Below are 21,295 nucleotides of genomic sequence, written 5' to 3'. Positions count from 1 at the left end.
GGGCTGGTCGGGCACGCGGCGCAGCCGAACCAGCTCGTTTTGAGGCTCGACCCGTCGACCGGGGTCCGGATCCAGGTCGACGCGCATCGTGCCGACGTGGCCCGGATCGCGCCGATCGAGCTCGACATGGAGTTCGCCGACGAGGGCGGCGAGGGCCCGACACCGTACGAGACCCTGCTGCACGCGGCCATGACCGGGAAGAGCACCCGGTTCTCCCGCCAGGACAGCGTCGAGGAGACCTGGCGGATCATGCAGCCGCTGCTCGACGCGCCACCGCCCGTGCACACCTACACCCCCGGCAGCTGGGGTCCGGCCGCGGCCCACGAGATCACGGCCGGGTTCGGCGGCTGGCGCACCCCCTGGACCTCACACTGACCAGACTCAGCCGAGCCGCTCCGGTGGCCGGTCGCCGACGCGGAGCGATCCCGCGTCGGCCGTCCTCGTCAGGCACGGCCGGCTGACGTCGAGGAGTCGCCTCCCCTGAGAGAGATGTGCGGGACGTCCGCGGCGTCGTCTCCCAGGCGCTGCGCTGGGGTTTCGTGGACCGCTCGACGGTCGCGGCGTGGTCGCGTTCGAAGTAGTCCCACGCCCAGGAGACGAAGGCGTCGACCTTGCTGTGCGCGCCGCTCAGCAGCATCGCGTGGACTCCGAGCCAGGCGGCGAACGCGACCGGGCCGTCGACCTGGTGCCGGTGCTTGCCGACCTCGACGACCGAGCCCAGCTGCGGCAGCGTCTCGTGATGCCGCGCCGGGATGTTCGCGGCGTCTCCGATCGCGTACACGCCCGGGTGTTCCTCGACCGTCAGGTCGGGCAACACGTCCACCCGCCCGTCACCCCGATGCCCTCGTCACCGAGCCGCCGGGCACACGCGACTCCCACCAGCCCGCCGTCCCGCAACACGCGTTCCGGTTCCCGGTTCGCTGCGCGGTCACAGTGACAGCTCCGCCATGAAGTCGGCCAGGATGATCCGGCTCGCTGCCTGGATCAGGGCGAGGTGCGAGAACGCCTGGGGGAAGTTGCCCAGGTGCCGCGCCCGCTCGACTTCGAACTCCTCCGCGTACAGACCCAACGGCGACGAGATCCGCAGCAGTCGCTCCAACAGGCTGGTCGCGCGGTCCATCTCGCCGACCATCGCGAGCGCGGAGACCAGCCAGAACGAACAGATCAGGAACGTGCCTTCCTTTCCGGACAGCCCGTCGTCGGTCTCGTCGGTCTTGTAGCGCAGGACATAGCCGTTCTCGGTCAGCTCGTCGGCGATCGCGTCGACCGTCTTGCGCATCCGTTCGTCGGTGCCCGGCAGGAAGCCGAACAAAGCCGCGAGCAGAGTCGAGGCGTCCAGCGCGTCGGTGTCGTAGTGCTGCCGGAACACGCCCCGTTCGCTCACACCGTGCTCGAGGATGTCCGCCCGGATCTCGTCCGCCGTCGAACGCCACTGGCTAGCGAGCGCGGCGTCGTCGCGGATGTTCGCCAGTTTGGCGGCGCGATCGAGCGCCACCCAGCCCATCAGTTTCGACGACACGTAGTGCTGCGGCTTGCCGCGCGCCTCCCAGATGCCCTGGTCCGGCTCGCGCCACGCCGCGATCGCGGCCGCGGCCTGCGACTGGACGAGCGGCCACAGCCGGCGCGGCAGGTGCTTGCTCCTGGCGGTGTGCAGCAGCAGCGAGTCGAGCACCGCGCCGAAAACGTCGTTCTGGCGCTGGTCGAAGGCGCCGTTGCCGACGCGGACCGGCCGGGCGCCTTCGTAGCCGCCGAGATCGTCGCGAGTGGACTCGGTCAGGTCCCGGCGTCCGTCGATGCCGTACATGATCTGCAGGCCACCGTCGGCGTTCGGCTCGAGGTCGCCGACGAACTGCATGAAGTCGCCGGCTTCCCAGTCCAGGTTCAGATAGTGCAGCGCCTGGAGCGTGAACGTGGTGTCGCGGATCCAGGTGTAGCGGTAGTCCCAGTTGCGCTCGCCGCCCGGCGCTTCGGGCAACGATGTGGTCAGTGCCGCGACCGTCGCGCCGGTCGGCATGTAGGTCAGGCCTTTGATGGTGAGCGCCGAACGCTCGAGGGGCGGGCGCAGCGGGTGGTCCGGGATGCGGGCCCGGGAGAGCCAGGTGCGCCAGAACTGGACCGTCGCGTCGATCCGGGCTTGCGCCTCCGCGACGTCGGCCGGCGAGGCCAGCCCCTCGGCCCACGACAGCGCGCAGAACGCCTTGTCGCCCTTGGCGAGCACGTGCCGGGCGCGCGCGGTGCCACCCTCGATGCCGATGAGCATGTCGGTGCTCAGCCGGAAGGTGTGGCCGGCGCCGGTCGCGTCGGCGTGGTGATCGTCGCCGTCCATGGTCCATTCGGCCGGCACCCGCCCGTAGTCGAACGCCGGCTCGCAGACCAGCTCGACCTCCAGTTCGCCTTCGAGGCACTCGACGGTGCGCACGAGCAAGTGGTCGGCGTCGTTGTCGGCCGGTGGCCTGGTGTGGGGCGTGACCGTGTCGTGGCCACGCCGCGGGCCCATCGTCAGAGCGTCGTGGACCAGCAGCCAGCCGCGTGGTGTGTGCCAGGCCGTGGTCATGACGTTGGTACCCGGCACGTAGGCGCGCGAGGTCGGCACGTTGATCCCGTAGGGCCCGAACCGGAAGGATCCGGCTCCTCGGTCGAGCAGGTTGCCGAAGGCGCTCGGGGCGTCGAACTCGGGCAGGCACAGCCAGTCGACGGATCCGTCCGGAGCGACCAGGGCACCGGTGTGGCAGTCGGACAGGAACGCGTAGTCGGCGATCCGCGGGAAGGGCGAGGTCGTGGCGTTCACGGGAGCTCCTTCACAGTCGTGACGCGCGAAGTCGCGGGCCTGCTTCGACGATCGATGGACCGGGCGGCGCGGCAATCACCTTTCGCAGGTGATTGCGGTCCGGCTCAGCCGGGCTCCGTGTCGCCGGCGCGGTCGGCGGGGTCCTCGACACCTTCCTCGGGCAGCAGCCGACGCTGATCGAGCACGTAGAGCAACACGAACCCGGGCAGCACGATCAGCACCGCCCCTCCCACGGCGACCAGCAACGCGATCAGGGTCCCGGTCGGTGCGGCCGCGGCGCAGAGCAGCCGTCGTCGCCAAGCCGGTCGACGTCTCGCCTACGATCACCCCTGCCCGCTTGCCCGTGCACCGGCCCCAGCCGCTCGGATGGTTCGCCGGTTGTGGCGATGCCCGCGACCCTGTCGGGTCGCGCACCCGGCGGGCATCACCCCGCGGGGATGACGTCGGCGCCGCACTCGGCCGTGGAGGACCAGGAGCCAGGCGGCGTGACCGGCCGGGAGGCTAGCTTCGCCTCCTCGATGCACCTGAAGGTGCCGAACAGGATCAGTGCCGCGCGAACCCCACCGCGTCGTGCAGCCGCGAGCGCCGCGTGCCCGAAGCCGGGCGCGCCGGCGGGCGTTCCCCCGTCGGCGGCGTGTACGTCGCACCCACCACGATCTCCTCCGCCATCCCGTACAGCAGTGGCAACGCACCGGCCACGACCCCGCCCGTGCGGTTGATGTGCGAGACGCCCGGCACGATCGTCTCGGCGTGGGTGCTGATGCGCCGCACGGTCTCCGCGCAGTCCTCGAGGTTCGTCGCGATGCGCGCGAGCAGGCCGCCGACCCAGAACAAGTACACCGCGAGGCCCGCGACGAGCAGGGCGATGTCTACGACGGTCAGCACGACCAGGGTGGTGGTCACGACTTCACCTTTCCGAGCACCCGTCCGAGGAACAGATGGTGCTGCAGGCCTTCGGCAAGCACGGCGTCGACGCGCGTGGCCGTGACGGGGATCAGGTCGGTGCGCTGCGTGTTGTGGGCGGCGCCGTGCAGCGTGTCACGGATGCCCGCGACCCGGCGGTCGATCGCCTTCACGTAGCGGATGAGCAGGCTCAGCAGAGCCACGACCACGAGGATCACCACGAATCCCGCGGCGATGGCGATCCACCACAACGTCTCGTCCTGTGTGGACACCCGGATCAGCCTCCCAGTCGCTCGCGGCCACGCCGCAGCCCGGCGACGATGACCTCGGCGTGGTCGATGGTGGTGCGCAACTCGGCCAGCGGTGCGGTGTTGCGTTCGGCCGCCTTCAGCTCGTCGTCGATGAGCGGCGCGGCCTGGCCGATGGAGCGAGCGAGCACCAGGATCGGCACCACGAGCGCCACCACGACGAGCACGATGACGACCCCGATCGAAAATCCGATGATCCAGCCCGTGGTCACGGTTCGCCTCCTTCGGCGTTCACACCGACTCGCAGAAATCGCGCACCGGCTTGAGGTTCGCGTTCACCGAGCCCAGCGCGGCGGGCACGGGCGCGGTCTCCTCCGCGATCACGCGCACGCCGCCCAGCACGCTGCCGAGCGTGCGGCGAACGTGGCGCAGGTGCAGGATCACGCGCAACAGGCCGACGGCGGCGAACAGGATGATCAGCGCGCTGATGGCCAGGGTGGCCCATGCGGCGGCAGGCATGGCGGAACTCCTTTCAGCCCAGCAGTTTCGCGACGCTGCCGGCGTACCGGGTCGCGCCGACGGCCACTTCGCCGATGGTGCGGTCGGTGCGCGCGAGCGCCTCCGGGACGGGTTCGAGCTGCCCCGCGAGGCGCACGCCGCCCACGAGGATGTCGTCGGCCGCGGCACGGATCCGCTCGACGGCGGCCAGCACGCGGTTGAGCAGGGCGATCACCACGGGCAGCACCACGAACAGCAGCACGGCGTTGCCGATCCACCACAGGACCACAGTTGCCTCCTCAGGCCGGGGTGCTCGGGTAGGGCGCGAAGAACCGGCGGAACACGCGCTTGAGCGCCATGAGCGTCGCCTGCAGGCCGATCGTGAACCCGCGGGCCGGGGCCGCCGCGTGGCGAGACTCCCCCGTCTCCCCGCGTTCGGCGCGCGCGATGGCGTCCTGGAGGTTCACGGCGAACTCGCGCATCAGCACCGACGAGACGTCCGAGATCATGCCACGCCCGTACTGCGCCGCGGCGCCGGAGACCTGCAGGTCCTGGTCGACGTCGACACGGGTGCCCGAAGCCGCGCGGGCCAGCCTCGCTGAGACGATCATGGCCGCCTGGCCCCGGCCGCGTTCGTCGGCGCCGCTCGCGTCGACCACGATCCGCCGGGCGTCGTCGTCGCGTTCGGTGATGGCGGCCAGGCCGTCGAAGCGCAGCGACACCGGACCCATCCGGATGCTCACGCGGCCGCGGTAGCGCTCGTCGCCGAGGTCCTCCGTCAGCTCGGCGCCCGGCAGGCACGTCGCCACGGCCGGCACGTCGTCGAAGAACCGCCAGACCTTGTCCACGGGCTGCGCGACCTCGAACTGGTTGCGGATCAGCATCGGCTCTCCTTCTTGGCGTACGCGCCGGGGTCACGCAGGAACGCGGCGCGGCAGCCGGCGCAGCAGAAGCTGTATTCGTGGCCCTCGAACGCCACCGGGTCGCCGGCCTCCACGGTCATGCCGCACACCGGGTCGACCGGCTCCGCCGCGTCCGGCGCGGCAGCGGGCTCCGGCGGCCCGGACGGCACCTCGCGGGCGGCCCGGATCCGCACGAGCTCGGCCAGGATCGACACGGCGATCTCCCGGTGCGACACGCGGCCGAGGTCCAACCCGGCCGGCACCTGCACGCGGTCCAGCTCGTCGGTGTCCACCCCGCGGTCGGCGAGGTACCCGAGCACACTCGCCCCGCGCCGGCGCGAGCCGACGAGCCCGACGTACGCCGGTCGCGCGGCCAGCGCCCGTTCGACCGACTCCTCGTCGTGGTGGCCCTGCGTCGCGACGACCACAAAGGACCGCTCGGTCACCCCGTCCAGCTCCGTGTGCTCGGCGAGCCGCGCATGCCACCCGAGCGAACCCGCCAGCTCCACCAGCGTGTGCGCCATCGGCGAGCGCCCGACCACCACCAGGTGCGGCACGGGCAGCATCGGCTCGATGTAGACCTGGAGCGCGCCCTCGCTCTGGCACGAGATCGGCACCACCGTCATCCCCGCGGGCACCGCCGCCCCGAACTGCTCCGGCGAACCGAGCAACAGCAGCCGCGGCGTGCCTTCGACGAGCGACTGCCGCGCCTCGCGGATCACAGCCGGCTCGGCGCACGCGCCCCCGATCCACCCGCGCAGCTCGCCCTCGGCCGTGATGATCGCGCGGCAGCCCTGCTTGCCCGACGACGGGCCCTGGCGCCACACCACGGTCGCGAGCGCGAACGCCTCACCGCGGCGCGCCAGCTCACCGGCCTGCGCCAGGACGTCCCAGCTGTCGGCAGAGTCCGTCATGGACATTTCGGGCACCTCATTCGTCCGTCCGCACCGGCGGCGCGCCGGACACGTCGTGGTGCTGTGTCAGGGCCTCCCACACGCGGTCGGGCAGCAACGGCATGTCGATGTTGCGCACGCCGGTGTCGTCCAGCGCGTCCATCACCGCGTTCACGAAGGCCGCCGGCCCGCCGACCGCGGCGCACTCCCCCACGCCCTTCGCGCCGATCGGGTGGTGCGGCGAAGGCGTGACGACCTCGCTGTGCAGCTCGAACCCCGGCGTCTCCCACGCGGTCGGCAGCAGGTAGTCCAGGTAGTTCGAGCCGACGCAGTTGCCCTCGGCGTCGAAGGTGATGAACTGCATGTTCGCCATCGCGTAGGCCTCGGTGAGCCCGCCCATGATCTGTCCCTCGACGATCATGGGGTTGATGCGCACGCCGCAGTCGTCCACGGCCACGGTGTTGAGCACGTCCCACACGCCGGTCTCGGGGTCCACCTCGACGGTGACGATGTAGACGGCGAACGGCCAGGTCAGGTTCGGCGGGTCGTAGTAGGCGTGGTTCTCCAGACCGGGCTCCATGCCGTCGGGCATGTTGCCGTAGGCCGCCATCGCGCACTCCTGGATCGTCACGCCGTGCTCGGGCACCCCGCGCACGGAGAACCGGCCGAGCTCCCACTCGAGGTCCTCTTCGGACACTTCGAGCAGGTGCGCGGCGAGCTTGCGCGCCTTCGCCCGGATCTTGCGCGACACCATGGAGATCGCCGCGCCCGCCACCGGTGTGCTACGCGAGGCGTAGGTGCCCATGCCGAACGGCGCGGTGTCGGTGTCGCCCTCCTCGACCGTGACGTCGTCGGCCGGGATCCCCAGCTCGTGGCTCACGATCTGGGCCCACGTCGTCTCGTGGCCCTGGCCCTGGCTCTTCGCCCCGACCCGCAGCAGCGCCTTGCCGGTCATGTGCACGCGCAGCTCGGCCGAGTCGAACATCTTGATGCCGAGGATGTCGTACTCGCGGCTGTTGCCGGCGCCGAGCGGTTCGGTCATCGTGGAGATCCCGATGCCGAGGCGCCGCCCGCGTTGGCGCGCTTCTTCCTTCTGCCGCAGGAAGTCCTCGTAGCCCACGGCTTTCAGCCCCACCTCGAGGCACGCCTCCGGCTGCCCGGAGTCCACGAGGAACCCGAACGGCGTGCGGTGCGGGAAGGCGTCGGCGCGGACGAAGTTGCGCCGCCGGAACTCCGCCGGGTCCAGTCCGAGGTCTTGCGCGGCCTGGTGGACCATGCGCTCCTGGAAGAACATCGCCTCGGTGACGCGGAACGAGCAGCGGTAGGCGACGCCGCCGGGCGCCTTGTTGGTGTAGGTGCCGCGCGCGGTCAGGTGCGCGGCGGGCACGTTGTAGCAGGCAAACGTCGAGTGCAGCAGCCCGATCTTGAACTTGCTGGGCTGGGCGTCGGCGAAGAACGCGCCGTGGTCGGCCTCGGCGTGCATGCGGACGCCGAGGATCTTGCCGTCGGCGCGCAGGGCCATCTCGCCGTCGAGGTACATGTCGCGGGCGAAGCCGGTGGAGATCAGGTTGCCGGTCTTGTCCTCGATCCACTTCACGGGCCGCTCCAGCAGGATGGAGCACAGGATCGAGCACACGTAGCCGGGGTACACGGGTACCTTGTTGCCGAAGCCGCCGCCGATGTCCGGCGAGATGATGCGGATCAGGTGCTCGGGCAGCTCGGCGACCATCGCCACCGCGGCGCGGATGATGTGCGGCGCCTGCGTGGTCATGTACACGGTGAGCTTCTGCGTCGCGCGATCGAAGTCGGCCACGGAGCCGCAGCATTCGATCGGCGAGGGGTGCGAACGCGGGTAGTGCAGGCGCAGTTTCGAGACCACGTCGGCCTGCTCGAACGCCGCGTCGGTGCCGACCTGGTCGCCGACTTCCCAGCGGTAGACCACGTTGTCGGCCTGGCCCGCCTTGTCGTCACGGATCAGCGGGGCGCCTTCGGCCACGGCCTGGTCGGGGTTCACGATCACGGGCAGCGGTTCGTACTCGACGTCGATGGCTTCGCACGCGTCCTTGGCGATGTAGGGGTCGTCGGCGACGACGCACGCGACTTCCTGGCCCTGGAACCGCACCTTGTCGGTGGCGAGCACGGCTTGGGTGTCGTAGGAGAGCGTAGGCATCCACGCGAGGTTGCGGGTCGCGGCCATCTCGCCCGTGAGCACGAGCCGCACCCCCGGGATCTCCCACGCCCGGCTGGTGTCGATCGACCTGATCCGCGCGTGCGCGAGCGGGCTGCGCAGGATCTCCATGTGCAGCATGCCGGGCAGCACGATGTCGTCGGTGTAGTTCCCGCGCCCGCGGACGAACCGGTTGTCCTCCACGCGCTTGCGGCTGACGCCGAGCCCGCCGATCTTGTTCTCGTCCAACGCCTGCGACACGTCGAGCCTCCTATTCGGACCGCAGCTTGGCGGCGGCCCACAGCACCGACTTCACGATGTTCTGGTAACCCGTGCAGCGGCAGAGGTTCCCCGACAGTGCCCAGCGGACGTCCTCTTCGGAAGGATCGGGGTTCTCGTCGAGCAGGGCCTTGGCCGAGAGCATCATCCCCGGGGTGCAGAAGCCACACTGCAGGCCGTGTTCCTCGCGGAAGCCCTCCTGCAGCGGGTGCAGCTCGCTCGCCGTCGCGAGCCCCTCGACCGTGGTGACCTCGTGCCCGTCGGCCTGCACTGCGAGCATCGTGCACGACTTCACCGCGCGGCCGTCCACGAGCACGGTGCAGGCGCCGCAGTTGGTGGTGTCGCAGCCCAGGTGCGTGCCCGTGAGGCGCAGGCCCTGGCGCAGCAGGTGTGCGAGCAGCAGCCGCGGTTCACACTCGACCACGCGGCGTGCGCCGTTGACCGTGACGGTGACCCGGCGGATCGGGACGTCGCCGGTGGCTTCCTCGTGGATCTCGTGGACGCTCGTCATGCCGCTTCCTCCCCGGTGCGGTCCAGCGCGCGCACCACGAACGTGCGGACCAGGTGCCGTTTGAATTCGGCCGTGCCGCGATGGTCGGTCTTCGGGCGCGCCGCCGCGGCGGCCAGGTCCGCGGCCTCCGCCACACTGTCCGGCGTCAACGGACCGCCCACGAGCGCGTGCTCGGCATCGGTGGCTTCGATCGTCGAACCGCCGACGCCGGTGAGGGCGATGCCGGCACGGGTGACCGTGCCGGCCTGCGTCTCCACCGCAACGGCGACGCCGACCGTGGCGAAGTCGCCGACCCGGCGCTCCAGCTTGAGGTAACCGCCCGCGGGGGTGCCGCGCGGTGCGGGGATGACGGCTTCCACAGCGATCTCGTCGGGCCCCAGCGCGTTCTGGAACGGGCCGAGCACGAAGTCGCGCGCGGCGATGCGGCGCCGACCGGCGGGCCCTTGCGCGACGATCGAGCCGTCGAGCGCGAGCACCACCGACGCCCAGTCGCCCTGGGGATCGGCGTGACACAGGGAACCGACCAGCGTGCCGCGGTTGCGCACGAGGGGATCGGCGATCAACGGCGCCGCCGCGGCCATCGTCGGCTGTACAGCCTTGAGCAGCTGCGAGCGTTCGAGATCCGCGTGCCGGCACAGCGCGCCGACATGGAGGTTGCCCTCGGCGTCGAGCTCGTGGTGGGCGAGGCCGGAGACGTTGTTGATGTCGACCACGAGCGCGGGCGCGGCGAAACGCAGCTTCATCAGCGGCACCAGGCTCTGCCCGCCCGCGAGGACCTTGGCCTCTTCGCCGCCGGTGTGCAGCAGGTCAAGCGCCTCGGCCAGGGAACGGGGGGCTTCGTAGCGGAACCGGGACGGGTACACGCGGGCCTCCTCAGCCGTTCTCGGGAGGTTCGGCCACGGCCGTGGGCAGCGTGTCCTCTTCGGGGTCTTCGCGCGGCCGTTGGTGTGGCGGCCACGGCCCGGCGACCGGGCGGCCCGCCACCTTCAGGAAGTCCACGAGGTCGGGCCACGCCCACACGGTCGGGCCCGGGCCCTGCTTCGGTGCGTCCTCGACGAGTTCGAACAGCCGTGGGTTGCCACGGCTGTGCCCGTCGGACTCGATCCGCATGACGCGCACCTGCTTCCGCCGTTGGTCAGCTCTCGTGATGCTCCGCCCGGACCACGGGCACGACAATCCGCGATTAATCCTTTGCTTAACCCCCGCCGAGCTGGGCGGAACCGGTGCCTGGACAAATTAGGCCATCGGTTAATCCGCGGTTGCGGCGGATTCGCGCGGCGGGGACGATCGACCGTCATGCAGGTGCCGGCGCAGTTCGAGTACGAGCGGGCCACGAGCGTCGAGCACGCGCTGGCGCTGCTGGCCAAGTACGGCCCGGAAAGCCGCGTGATCGCGGGCGGGCACAGCCTGATCCCGATGATGAAACTGCGCCTGGCGCGGCCCGAAGCGCTGGTGGACGTCAACGAGCTCACCGAACTGTGCGGGATCGAGGTCGCCGGCGGCGAGCTGCGCATCGGCGCGCTGGTGCGGCACGCGCAGCTGCTCGCCTCGGCCGAGGCCGGCGCACTGTTCCCGGTCCTGGCCGACGCCGAGCGAGTGATCGCCGACCCGATCGTGCGCAACCGCGGCACGGTCGGGGGTTCGCTGTGCCAGGCCGACCCGTCGGAGGATCTGTCCGCCGCGTTCACCGCGGTGCGGGCCGACGCCGTGATCCGCGGTGAAGAGGGCACGCGAACGGTGCCCGTGCGCGAGTTATTCACCGGTCCGTACAGCACGGTCGTCGGCCCGGCCGAGCTGCTCGTGGAGCTGCGGCTGCCGATCCGCGCGGGCAGCGGCAGCGCCTACGCGAAGGTCGGCCGCCGAGCGGGTGACTGGGCGGTGGCGGCCGCCGGGGCGGAGCTCGTGCTCGAAGGCGGCGACGTCGCCGAGGCCGGCATCGGACTCACCGCCGTCGGCGCGCCGCGGTTCGTCGCGGCCGAGGCCGAGGATTTCCTGCGCGGTGGCGCCGCTTCGGCCGAACGCTTCGAGAAGGCCGGGGTCATCGCGGCCGAGCACTGCTCCCCCGCCGCCGACCAGCGCGGCCCGGTGGACTACAAGCGCCACCTCGTCGCCACGCTCACCACCCGGGCGCTGCACCGGGCGGCGAAACGGGCTGGAGGCTGACGGGCGTGGAGATCACGGTGACGGTCAACGGCGAACCCCACCGCCGCACGGTCGAGCCCCGCCTGCTGCTCGTCCACCTCCTGCGCGACGACCTCGGGCTCACCGGCACGCACTGGGGCTGCGACACCTCCAACTGCGGCACTTGCGTGGTGTGGCTCGACGACCTGCCGGTGAAGTCGTGCACGGTGCTGGCGGCGATGGCCGACGGCAAGCGAGTCCGCACCGTCGAGGACCTCGCACACGGCGCCGAGCTCGACGCAGTGCAGCAGGGTTTCGTGGCCTGCCACGGGATCCAGTGCGGGTTCTGCACGCCGGGAATGCTGATGACGGCGCGCTGGCTGCTCGACCACGACCCGGACCCGAGCGAGGACGTGATCCGCGAAGCGATCTCCGGGCAGCTGTGCCGCTGCACCGGTTACGAGAACATCGTCCGCTCGATCCGGTGGGCGGCCGAGCACCCGGACGGGGCGGCCCCATGACCTACGGTTCGTTGCCCCGCAAGGAAGACGCCCGCTTCGTGCGCGGGCGCGGCACGTTCCTCGACGACCTCGTGCTCCCCGGGATGCTGCACGGCGCGATCCTGCGCAGCCCGCACGCCCACGCGCGGCTGCTGTCGGTGGACACCAGCGCGGCCGAGGCCCATCCCAAGGTCCGCGCCGTGCTCACCGGGAAAGACCTGGCCGAGCGCGGGATGGCCTGGATGCCGACGCTCTCGCACGACGTGCAAGCCGTGCTGGCTTCCGACAAGGTCCGCTTCCAGGGCCAGGAGGTCGCGTTCGTCGTGGCCGAAGATCGTTACGCGGCAAGAGACGCGCTCGAGCTGATCGACGTCGAGTACGAGCCGCTGCCGGTGGTCGTCGACGCCCCGGCCGCGCTCGCCACCGGCGCCGCGGTGATCCGCGACGACCTCGGCAAGGCCGACAACCACGTGTTCGACTGGTCCTCCGGCGACGAAGCGGCCACCGAAGCCGCGTTCGCGAAGGCCGAGGTGGTGGCTCGGCAGGACATGCTCTACCCGCGCGTGCACCCGGCACCGCTGGAGACGTGCGGCGCCGTGGCCGACGTCGACGCGATCACCGGCAAGCTCACGGTGTGGGCCACCGCGCAGGCGCCACACGCGCACCGGATCCTGTACTCGCGGATCACCGGCCTGCCCGAGCACCGGATCCGCATCGTCGCACCCGACATCGGCGGCGGCTTCGGCAACAAGGTCGGGATGTACCCGGGGTACCTGTGCGCAGTGGTGGGTTCGATGGTCACCGGCCGGCCGGTGAAGTGGACCGAGGACCGGTCGGAAAACCTGATGAGCACGTCGTTCGCCCGCGATTACCACATGCGCGGCGAGATCGCGGCGACGCGCGACGGCCGCCTGCTGGGGCTGCGCGTGCGCGTGCTCGCCGACCACGGCGCGTTCAACGGCACCGCGCAACCCGCGAAGTTCCCCGCCGGCTTCTTCCACGTGTTCACCGGCTCCTACGACCTGCCGGCTGCGTTCTGCTCGGTCACCGGCGTGTACACCAACAAGGCGCCGGGCGGCGTCGCGTACGCGTGTTCGTTCCGGATCACCGAAGCGGTCTACGTGGTCGAGCGGATGATGGACGTGCTCGCACGCGAGCTGGGGCTCGACCCGGCGGAGCTGCGCATGCGCAACCTGCTGCGGCCCGAGCAGTTCCCGTACACGTGCGCCACCGGCTGGCAGTACGACTCGGGCGACTACCCGCGCGCGCTGACGCTGCTGAAGGAGATCGCGGGCTACGACGAGCTGCGCCGCGAACAAGCCGAGAAGCGCGCCCGCGGCGAGCTGATGGGCCTCGGCCTGAGCTTCTTCACCGAGGCCGTGGGCGCCGGCCCACGCGAGCACATGGACATCCTCGGCTTCGGCATGGCCGACGGCGCCGAGCTGCGCGTGCACCCGTCGGGCTCAGCCGTGCTGCGGCTGTCCTGCATGTCGCAGGGCCAGGGCCACGAGACGACATTCGCCCAGCTTGTGTCGGCCGAGCTCGGCATCCCGCCCGACGAAGTCGAGGTCGTGCAGGGCGACACCGACCACACGCCGTTCGGCCTCGGCACCTACGGCTCGCGTTCGACGCCGGTGTCGGGCGCGGCCGCCGTGACGGTGGCGCGGAAGGTGCGCGAGCGCGCGCGGCAGGTCGCGTCGGCGATGCTCGAGGTGAGCCCGGACGACCTCGAGTGGGAACGCGGGCGCTGGTTCGTGCGCGGCGTCCCCGGCCGAGGGCACACGATCCGCGAGATCGCGCTGGCCGCCCACTCCGATCTGGCACTGCCCGAAGGTGTGGAGGGGCAGCTCGACGCCAGCACGGTGTACAGCCCGCCGAACCTGACCTATCCGTTCGGCGCATACCTGTGCGTGGTCGACGTCGACGCGGACACCGGCCAGGTGCGCGTGCGCCGCTTCATCGCCGTGGACGACTGCGGCGTGCGGATCAACCCGATGATCGTCGCGGGCCAGGTGCACCGTGGTCTCGCCGACGGCATCGGCATGGCGCTGATGGAGCTCATGGCTTTCGACGCCGACGGCAACCACCTCGGTGGCTCGTTCATGGACTACCTCCTGCCCACGGCGTTGGAGTGCCCGTCCTGGGAGCTCGGCGAGACCGTCACGCCCTCGCCGCACCACCCCATCGGCGCGAAGGGCATCGGCGAGTCCGCGACCGTCGGCTCGCCCGCGGCCGTGGTCAACGCGGTGGTCGACGCGCTGGCCCCGTTCGGGGTGCGCCACGCTGACATGCCCTTGACGCCGGCCGCCGTGTGGCGGGCCACGCGCGGCGCGCCGCTGCGGGCGGACCTGGCGATCTCCTGAGCGGGGGTGAACCGGCGGGACCTCGGATCCGGGTTCGAGGGCAGGGACGCGGAAAAGAACCGCCATGACGCCGACACCGCTCAACGCCCGAGCGCGCACCGTCGCGGCGGCCGCGCCGAACTCGGCGCCGGCAGTGAGCCCGACCTGCGGATCGACGGCCTGCTCTGCTCCGACCAGCCCACCGCGCACGCGCTCACGCACGCCGCGCTCGTCCGGCCGGTGCGGGAAGTCGCCCGCGGGCAGTGGGTGCCGGCCGAGCTCACCCCGGCCGGGACGCGGGCGCTGGACCTGAACTCCGCGGCCTGAGGAACACCGGCTCCGCCACTGCCCGCCGCAATCCTGTCGATCTCAGCCTGGCGTGGCCGGCGAGCGCGGAAACGCGATCACCGCGCCGAGACTGATCAGCGCGACCGCCACCATGTACAGCGACACCGAAAGCGACGTGCCGGTCGACGTCTGCAGCGCGGTCGCGATCAGGGGCGCTAACCCACCGCCCAGCACCGCGCCCACGGCGTAGGCGAAGGCGAAGGAGGCGCCGCTGTAGCGGTAGCGCGGTTCGAACAGCTCCGCGAACAACGCCGACTGCGGCCCGTAGGTCGCGCCCAGGCCGAGGTTCAGCACGACACCGCGACCCCGAGCAGCCACGGCTGGCGCGTGTCGACGAGCAGGAAGAACGGGATCGACCACACCACGAGCAGCACCGAACCCACGAGGTACACCCGTTTTCGCCCGAAGCGGTCCGACCAGATCGCACCCGCGATGATGCTCACGAGCCACACGACACTGCCGACGACGATCTCCACGAGCATCGTGGTGCTGCTCAGCTTGAGCACGGAGGTGCCGTAGGACAACAGGTACGCGAAGAACACGTAGCCCAGCGCGGTGTTGGCGATGAAGCTCAGCGCCGCCACGGTCACCTCCGCGGGCGCCGGCGCAGCACGTCGACGATCGGCACGCGGCTGCGTTCACCGGTCTCCCGCAGCTGCGCGAACACGGGACTTTCGGCCACGCGCAGGCGGATCACCAGGCCCACGGCCACCAGCCCGAGACTGACCAGGAACGGCACGCGCCAGCCCCACGACCGGAACTCCTCCGGCGACAGCGAGCTCGTCACCGCGAAGAACACCAGCTGCGCGATGATCAGCCCGGCGGGCACGCCGATCTGGGAGAAGGAGCCGTAGCGCCCGCGCCGGCCCGCGGGTGCGTGCTCGACGGCCATCAGCCCGCGCCGCCCCATTCGCCGCCGGCCGAGATGCCCTGCAGCACGCGCAGCACCACCAGCAGCACGGACGCGAGCACGCCGGCCTGCGCGAACGTGGGCAATACCCCGACCGCGGCCGTCGCGAGCCCCATCAGGACGAGCGACGCGACCAACATGGCCTTCCGCCCGACCCGGTCGCCGAAGTGCCCCCACACGATCCCGCAGACCGGCCGCGCGACGAAGCCCACGCCGAGCGTCGCGAACGCCGCCAGCGTGCCCGCCGCCGGTGAGAGCGACGGGAAGAAGAGCTTGTTGAACACCAGCGCGGTGGCGGTGCTGTAGATGAAGTAGTCGTACCACTCGATCGTCGTGCCGAACGCGCTCGCCACCGCGGCGCGGCGCACCTGCTCGCCGCGCACCAGGACCTGCTCAGCCATCCCGTCCTCTCCCCCGTTGATCAACCCGGCGAGCCTAGTCCGCGCAGGTCGAGGGGGGAAACGGCCAAGAGCCGCCAGGGTGCCCGACCGTCCCGTCAGTTCTTCCCCATCCGCACCAGCGAGCCCAGGGAGGCGTCCGGCAAGTAGGCGCGCGCGAGCGCGACGCCGATCCGCGGCAGGTCGGCCTCTTCGCGGTAGGAGAGGTACATCGGCACGTAGCGAGGCTTGAACAGTGTCTTGAACGCGTGCAGCGAGCGGAACCCGTAGTAGGGCTCCATCGCGCCGCCGAAGGAGTCGAGGAGACGTTCGAGCGGCGCGGCGGGTGGGGCCTGCGGGGCGCGGGCCAGTGGGGCACCGGAGAGTGAGACGAACTTCGCGCCCTCGGCGCGGAACGCCTGGCAGGACGAGGCGATGGGGAACTCCACCACGGGCCGGAACCCGTCGCCGCGGCGGCGCATCACGTCGAGCGTCCAGCCTTCGATCCGCCCGTCGCCGCCGTACACGGGCAACCACGACGTGACGCCCTGGACCACGCCGTCCACGGACACGGCCAGGCCGACGCGGACACGCGGGTCCAGCGCCTCGTCCACGCCGCCGAGGGTGAAACCCATCTCGGGCATCCCCTTGTCCCCCCACCCACTCCTCGGAGATCGCGCGGACCTGCGCGACGAGCGACCACGGTTCGTCGGCCAGCGTCACCAGGCGGAAGGCGACGCCCTCCTTCACCGCGCGGTTGAGCGCCGAGCGCACGTTCTGCCACGCCTTCCCACGGAACTCCAGGTCTTCGAGGTCGACGAGGGTGTCCTCGGCGACCTGCACACGCGCCCAGCCGAGCGCGTCCGTGACGGTGGTGGTCTCGTCGGTGACGGAGAACAGGCACGGCACCAGCCCGGAGCTGTCGCACAGCTCCGCGAACGCCCGGATCGTGTCCGCGGTGCCGGGGCCGATCGGGTCGCCGAGGGCGATGGCCACGCCGGCGTGGCGGCGGTAGGCGAGGTAGGACTCGCCGTCGGGGCCGAAGAAGTGGGAGTTCTCCGGCCAGAGGGTCATCCAGGACAGCGTGCCGCCGCCGTGGCGTTGCAGCAGCTCGGTGGCGCCGTCGAGGTCGCGGGAGCCGAGCGCGCGGCGCCGTTTCCGTCGCGAGCGCACCCGGAACGCGCCGCGCGCCGCGATCAGCAGCGTGAGCATGGCGCCCCAGAGCAGGGCGTCGGCGATGAGGAACGACGCGTTCTCGATCGTGTAGGCCAGGCCGAAGATCTCCGCGACGACCACGACCACGGCGATCACGACGCCGAGGGCCACGATCAGCGAGGCGAGCCCGACCGCCCACCGCCACGCGGCGCGTTTGCCGCGCCGCAGCCCGTTGATCATCAAGGCGATCACCACGAGCACGATGGCCAGCTCCGGCACCGAATTGGCCTGGCCCGCCGTGGAGCCGAGCGGGCTGACACCGGGCGCGATGCGCACCACGATCTGGACCGCGCCCGCGATGACGAGGCCGGTGACCGCGAGCAGCCGCCACTCCCGCCGGGTCGGGCGGCCCGTGGCGCGGAGGCGTTTCGGGCCGGCGAGGCGGCGCGCGAGTGGCAGCGTGAAGCCGACGGCGAGCAGGTGCTCCACGTCGGCGAGCGTGCCGATGTAGAGGATGGACACCCCGACGTACACGCACAGCAGCGCACGCAACCGCAGCCGCCACGGCGAGCGGACGGTGGCGCTGACCACCGCGACCACGGCGAGCCCGCCCGCGGAGAACCCGACGTCGGTGCGGCCGGCGAGCTGCGTCGCCCACACCCAGCCGGTGCCGCGCAGCGCCAACAGGACCAGCGCAGCGCCGAGGGTGGCGGCCAGCTGCGCGCCGACGGCGATCGCAGCAGTCCGGCGCGTGCCCAGCCGCGCCTCGGCCGGGCCGACGAGCAAGGCGAACCCGGCGGCCACCGGGAGGTAGAAGAGGGGGTTCAGCGCGAAGAACGGACCGATGAGGAATGTCCACCAGCGGCCGTCGAGGAGCGAGGGCAGACCGTAGGACACCTGCGGGAACCACTCGCGCGTCTCGACGGCGCTCCACAGCGTGCCCGTCGCCAGGCCGAGCGCGACCATGGCCACGACCACGGCCGTGGTGAACGGCGCGCGCCGCCACAGCACCAGCGCGATCGACCGTGCGCGGGTGAGGAACTCGGGGGTTTTCGCGTGCTCGACGGTCGCGGTGTGTTCTGCCATGGTGGCCGGCCCGGTCCGCGGTCTCAGAACAGCGGCGGGGTCGGCGTGGTCGGCTCCGGCGCCCGGCTGCGGGGCCGGCCCAGGGCGAGCGCGACAACGGCGGCCGCGATCAGGACCAGCCCGCCGATGAAGAAGCCGAGCGCGTACCCGAACAGGCCCGGCAGGTTCAGGTCGACGCCGAGGCGGGAGTTCACGCCGGGTGTGCCGTCGGCGTTCATCACGACCGCGCGGTAGTCGCCGTCGGTGATCGGCCAGGTCACGTCGGCCACTCCGGAGGCGACCCAGAACGGCTGGGTGGCCGGCGGGGCCGCCAGTGCCGTGCCGTCGCGGCGGACGGCGTCGAGCGCGAACGGGTCGAGGTCGAAGTTGCGCGCCTGCTCGATCGCGACGCCGGCGAGGTACCGGTCGACGTCCGCGGCGGGCCCGATGCCGATGAACAGGCCGGACGCGTTGCCGCCCGTCGCGTGGACGCGCACCGACGGCGAGCCGAGCGCCCGGGTGAGCCGGCCGGTGTCGGTGATCTGCGCCGTGTCGGTGACGATCGCCGTGGTCGGGGTCGTCACGTCGTGCTGCCCCGACTTCAGCGACCCGCCGGAGCCGAACACGAGCAGCAGGACGCCGCCCCCGATGGCCAGGCACACGCCGATCACGAGCACGACCACCGCGATGACGATCACGGCGATCCGCGCGGGACTGTGGCGCGGCGGATAGGTGGCAGTCATCGGCGCCTCCCCGGCTCGAAGACAGCTCCCGGCAGACGATCCCCGATCTCACCGGCTGTCGGATGTCCATTGTGGTCGGTGGGTGGCCAGGACGGGCCGCGCGGCGGAAACTCACCCGTCGGCTCGCTGCGCGCCAGTTCCCGCACGACGCGACGCCGGGCTTCGTGGGGCACGCCACGGCCCGGCGACCGGGAAACGTCGTCGCAGCATGAATCGGATGGTAACCCCGCTTTCGGGCAACTCCGGCCGGCTCGGGCGCGGGTACGTTACGGGTCCTCCGCCCGGCGCGGCGGGTCACCGCGGAACCGGGCTCCTCTCGGGCGGCTGCAGGCGAGCGTCGCGCGCTTCGGCGGTCTTGCCATGTTCGAGAGAATCGGTGCTGCCGCCGGCGGGTGCCGGTGCGTCGGCGATCCGGCCTGACCGGGTACGCACGGTCCGGGAATTCTCCTGCGGTGCACCGAATCGGCGGTGCTCGTAGCCCTCGACCCCACCCGGTCCTGCTCGGCGTCCGGCCTACGCGATGACGACCCCTGCCGTGCGCTGACCGGGCTCTCCGACACTGCCGCGATTCCGCCAGGCTTCTTGACGAGTCTTGGTCAGGTTCGGCCGCGGTGCTGCTGACGACGCCCTCGGATGGTCGGCTACCGGCAGTGAAAAGTGCACCGCAACCGGGTGCGTCAGCACCGGCCGACCGGCTCGACGCAGGCTACGGCGGCACCGCCCGCCCGGTGACGTCGTGGCCCGCGTCGGCCAGCCCCGTCAGCAGGCGATGAGCCACTCGCTGCCCACGCGCCGACTCGGCCAGGACGCCCGTACTGCACGGTCAGCATCCCCACCGCCGCCGTCGACGACGACGCGTACACCGGCAGAGGAAACCGCTCGGGGTGGTCCACGGTGCCGAACGACCCGAGTCCGCTGCTCACGTTCACGATCGCCGGCGCACCGGAACGGCCGCAGCAACGGCAGGAACCGCGCCCCGCCGGTCCGCGACCGCGCGGCCCCGCGTGGCGTCCCGCGCTCCGATGTGGACGGTGTGCCCGGCGGTGATCAGCCTGCGCGCGGCTTGCTGGTCGAGACCCCTTGCGCCACCGGTGATGAGGGTGAACATCCCCGTCCGCGATGTACGGCGGCGCAGCCCGCACCACGTTGACCTGCCCCAGCCCGTTCGACGCGAGAGACCTCGCCCGCTGCTCGTCCGTGGTCTGCTCCAATGGCGCCGCGAAAACACGTCGCCGGCCGCGTCGAACCCTCGAACTTCGCGAACAATCCCCGCACGCTGCCGATCTCGGCGATCTCAGTCTGGCCCTCCCCGGACTTCCTGCAGCCGAAGAGGACAGGCCCCGGATTCCTGGGAGTCGCAGGCTCCCCGGCGACACCGCTGTCGCGGCGCATGACAGCTGACTTGAACGTCACGGAGTGCGGGGTCCAAAGTGGAACAGGACCATCGACGCGACGCACCACACAGTGCTCGGCGGAAACCCCAGTCGCACTCTCGTCGCTTCGCGCTTGCGCACTACATCGCCGGAACTTTCACCTCACCCGGCACCCGGTCCGGCCTCAACCCCCGCCAAGCCGTGTGCCGGAGCCGCTGGTCGCCCGGAGTCAGGCGGCGGTACACGACCTCACCGACAAGCGAAGGTGCCAGCCAATGCGCCCCGCGGGCCCGATCGCGGGGCACCTCGTTGGCGAACGGGTTCACCGACCGCTCAAGCGGCGCCAGAGTCTTCCGCAGAACCACGAGCATCTGCTCCGTGAAGCCAGTCCCCACATCACCCAGATAAAGAAGATCACCGGAAGAAGGATCATGCGCACCCAGAAGCAGCGCACCGAGGGTCGAAGCGCGCCGCCCCTGCCCCGGCCGCCAGCCGCCGAGCACGACTTCCGTGGTGCGGATCAGCGGGTGCTTCAGCCACTCCGGGCTCCGCCGGCCCGGGTGGTACTTCGAGGCGCGCGCCTTGACCACCAGTCCTTCGAGCATCGTCTTCTGCGCCACGTCCAGCAGGTCCCGAGGCGACATCCCCTGCGCCGACAAGTCCGTGTGGGTGTACGACGGGGTGATGGCCGCCAGGCGGCGGTCCGGCACCTCGAGGGTCTCGAGGACAGCGCGGCGTTCGTCGTACGTGGCGTCCAGCAGTGAGTCGCCGCCGAGCAGGAGCACGTCGAACACGAAGTACGACACCGAACCCACGGAAGCGTCGTGGTTCTGCAGCAGCCCGAAGTCGGGGTGCCCCTGCTCGTCGAGAGCCACGATCTCGCCGTCGAGCACCGCGGGCCGCCCGCCCAACGCGTCACCGAACACGCCCAGCAGCTTCGGGAAGCGAGCGGTGAAGTCGTTGTTGTTGCGGCTCGTCAGCACAGTGGTGCCGTCGGGGGCAACGCGCATGATGGAGCGGTAGCCGTCCCACTTGAACTCGTAGGCGTAGTCCGGGCCGTCGCGCAGGAGGCCGCCGTCGGGGGTCGCGAGCATCGGCTCGATCGGGGCCGGCACGCGCGACCGCTCAGCACCGCCTGCCATGTCGGCCTCCCACCTCGGACGTCCCGCTCA

General features: G+C 71.5%; 21 protein-coding genes and 3 pseudogenes. 5 read left to right on the top strand and 19 right to left on the bottom strand.

All coding sequences use genetic code 11. The annotated features are described in order from the left end of the window. Positions 1-375: pseudogene (locus tag AB0F91_RS33835) on the top strand (hypothetical protein); the annotation flags it as partial. Here the strand turns inward: AB0F91_RS33835 and AB0F91_RS33830 are convergent. The 14 genes from AB0F91_RS33830 to AB0F91_RS33765 form a co-directional block, all read right to left on the bottom strand. After that, positions 329-823, bottom strand: coding sequence for a hypothetical protein (locus tag AB0F91_RS33830; RefSeq protein WP_360604181.1), 495 nt, complete (start codon positions 821-823; stop codon positions 329-331). The pseudogene AB0F91_RS33835 and the gene AB0F91_RS33830 overlap by 47 nt on opposite strands. Positions 824-928: 105 nt before the next feature. Next, complete coding sequence (locus AB0F91_RS33825) at positions 929-2,788, bottom strand: glycoside hydrolase family 15 protein (RefSeq protein WP_360604179.1); 1,860 nt, start codon at positions 2,786-2,788, stop codon at positions 929-931. A 104-nt stretch (positions 2,789-2,892) separates the two neighbouring features. Next, complete coding sequence (locus AB0F91_RS33820) at positions 2,893-3,033, bottom strand: hypothetical protein (RefSeq protein ID WP_360604177.1); 141 nt, start codon at positions 3,031-3,033, stop codon at positions 2,893-2,895. Between the two features lie 298 nt (positions 3,034-3,331). Beyond that, complete coding sequence (locus AB0F91_RS33815) at positions 3,332-3,691, bottom strand: hypothetical protein (RefSeq protein ID WP_360604175.1); 360 nt, start codon at positions 3,689-3,691, stop codon at positions 3,332-3,334. Continuing rightward, positions 3,688-3,963, bottom strand: a complete 276-nt coding sequence (locus AB0F91_RS33810) for a hypothetical protein (RefSeq protein WP_360604173.1) — start codon at positions 3,961-3,963, stop codon at positions 3,688-3,690. Before AB0F91_RS33810 ends, AB0F91_RS33815 begins: the two co-directional genes overlap by 4 nt. A 5-nt stretch (positions 3,964-3,968) precedes the next feature. After that, the gene (locus AB0F91_RS33805) at positions 3,969-4,211 is read right to left on the bottom strand and encodes a hypothetical protein (protein WP_360604171.1); all 243 of its coding nucleotides are present in this window, start codon (positions 4,209-4,211) and stop codon (positions 3,969-3,971) included. Positions 4,212-4,230: 19 nt separating this feature from the next. After that, positions 4,231-4,458 (bottom strand): hypothetical protein, encoded by a 228-nt coding sequence (locus AB0F91_RS33800; protein WP_220241271.1) that lies wholly within the window; start codon positions 4,456-4,458, stop codon positions 4,231-4,233. Between the two features lie 13 nt (positions 4,459-4,471). Continuing rightward, the gene (locus AB0F91_RS33795) at positions 4,472-4,726 is read right to left on the bottom strand and encodes a hypothetical protein (RefSeq protein ID WP_220241272.1); all 255 of its coding nucleotides are present in this window, start codon (positions 4,724-4,726) and stop codon (positions 4,472-4,474) included. A gap of 10 nt (positions 4,727-4,736) precedes the next feature. After that, positions 4,737-5,321 (bottom strand): SRPBCC family protein, encoded by a 585-nt coding sequence (locus AB0F91_RS33790; RefSeq protein ID WP_360604170.1) that lies wholly within the window; start codon positions 5,319-5,321, stop codon positions 4,737-4,739. Continuing rightward, on the bottom strand, positions 5,315-6,253 hold the full coding sequence (locus AB0F91_RS33785) for an XdhC family protein (protein ID WP_360604169.1): 939 nt from the start codon (positions 6,251-6,253) through the stop codon (positions 5,315-5,317). Before AB0F91_RS33785 ends, AB0F91_RS33790 begins: the two co-directional genes overlap by 7 nt. Positions 6,254-6,269: 16 nt before the next feature. Then, a complete protein-coding gene (locus tag AB0F91_RS33780) occupies positions 6,270-8,660 on the bottom strand; it encodes an aerobic carbon-monoxide dehydrogenase large subunit (RefSeq protein WP_360604167.1) in 2,391 nt (796 codons plus the stop codon). Positions 8,661-8,670: 10 nt separating this feature from the next. Next, entirely contained in the window at positions 8,671-9,189 is a 519-nt protein-coding gene (locus tag AB0F91_RS33775) for a (2Fe-2S)-binding protein (protein WP_360604165.1), read from the bottom strand. Next, positions 9,186-10,052, bottom strand: coding sequence for a xanthine dehydrogenase family protein subunit M (locus AB0F91_RS33770; RefSeq protein WP_360604163.1), 867 nt, complete (start codon positions 10,050-10,052; stop codon positions 9,186-9,188). Before AB0F91_RS33770 ends, AB0F91_RS33775 begins: the two co-directional genes overlap by 4 nt. 10 nt (positions 10,053-10,062) lie before the next feature. Next, the gene (locus AB0F91_RS33765) at positions 10,063-10,299 is read right to left on the bottom strand and encodes a hypothetical protein (protein WP_360604161.1); all 237 of its coding nucleotides are present in this window, start codon (positions 10,297-10,299) and stop codon (positions 10,063-10,065) included. Positions 10,300-10,485: 186 nt separating this feature from the next. On the opposite strand from AB0F91_RS33765, the gene AB0F91_RS33760 reads away from it, so the two are divergent. The 4 genes from AB0F91_RS33760 to AB0F91_RS33745 are packed head-to-tail and all read left to right on the top strand — an operon-like array spanning position 10,486 to position 14,479. Next, entirely contained in the window at positions 10,486-11,352 is an 867-nt protein-coding gene (locus AB0F91_RS33760; RefSeq protein ID WP_360604159.1) for a xanthine dehydrogenase family protein subunit M, read from the top strand. 5 nt (positions 11,353-11,357) lie between these two features. Beyond that, a complete protein-coding gene (locus AB0F91_RS33755; protein ID WP_360604157.1) occupies positions 11,358-11,831 on the top strand; it encodes a (2Fe-2S)-binding protein in 474 nt (157 codons plus the stop codon). Then, positions 11,828-14,173 (top strand): aerobic carbon-monoxide dehydrogenase large subunit, encoded by a 2,346-nt coding sequence (locus AB0F91_RS33750; RefSeq protein ID WP_360604155.1) that lies wholly within the window; start codon positions 11,828-11,830, stop codon positions 14,171-14,173. The genes AB0F91_RS33755 and AB0F91_RS33750 overlap by 4 nt, the downstream gene beginning before the upstream one ends. A 6-nt stretch (positions 14,174-14,179) precedes the next feature. Beyond that, entirely contained in the window at positions 14,180-14,479 is a 300-nt protein-coding gene (locus tag AB0F91_RS33745) for a hypothetical protein (RefSeq protein WP_360604153.1), read from the top strand. 42 nt (positions 14,480-14,521) lie between these two features. Here AB0F91_RS33745 and AB0F91_RS33740 read toward each other — a convergent pair. The 5 genes and pseudogenes from AB0F91_RS33740 to ligD all read right to left on the bottom strand — a co-directional run bounded on the left by AB0F91_RS33740 (position 14,522) and on the right by ligD (position 21,265). Further along, positions 14,522-15,811 (bottom strand): annotated as a pseudogene (locus tag AB0F91_RS33740) (MFS transporter). Positions 15,812-15,906: 95 nt separating this feature from the next. Continuing rightward, positions 15,907-16,422: a phosphatidylglycerol lysyltransferase domain-containing protein gene (locus AB0F91_RS33735; RefSeq protein ID WP_360604203.1), complete on the bottom strand. Its 516-nt coding sequence runs from the start codon at positions 16,420-16,422 to the stop codon at positions 15,907-15,909. A gap of 88 nt (positions 16,423-16,510) precedes the next feature. After that, a pseudogene (locus tag AB0F91_RS33730) lies at positions 16,511-17,908 on the bottom strand (DUF2156 domain-containing protein); the annotation flags it as partial. 143 nt (positions 17,909-18,051) lie between these two features. Beyond that, complete coding sequence (locus AB0F91_RS33725; protein WP_360604151.1) at positions 18,052-18,750, bottom strand: hypothetical protein; 699 nt, start codon at positions 18,748-18,750, stop codon at positions 18,052-18,054. A gap of 1,513 nt (positions 18,751-20,263) precedes the next feature. Then, entirely contained in the window at positions 20,264-21,265 is a 1,002-nt protein-coding gene (gene ligD, locus AB0F91_RS33720; protein ID WP_360604149.1) for a non-homologous end-joining DNA ligase, read from the bottom strand. Positions 21,266-21,295 lie beyond the last annotated feature (30 nt).

The sequence above is a fragment of the Amycolatopsis sp. NPDC023774 genome (assembly GCF_040639695.1).
In the GTDB taxonomy this organism is placed as follows: domain Bacteria; phylum Actinomycetota; class Actinomycetes; order Mycobacteriales; family Pseudonocardiaceae; genus Amycolatopsis.
The sequence above is the reverse complement of the archived record's forward strand: the minus strand, read 5'-3'. Positions and strand labels throughout refer to the sequence as shown.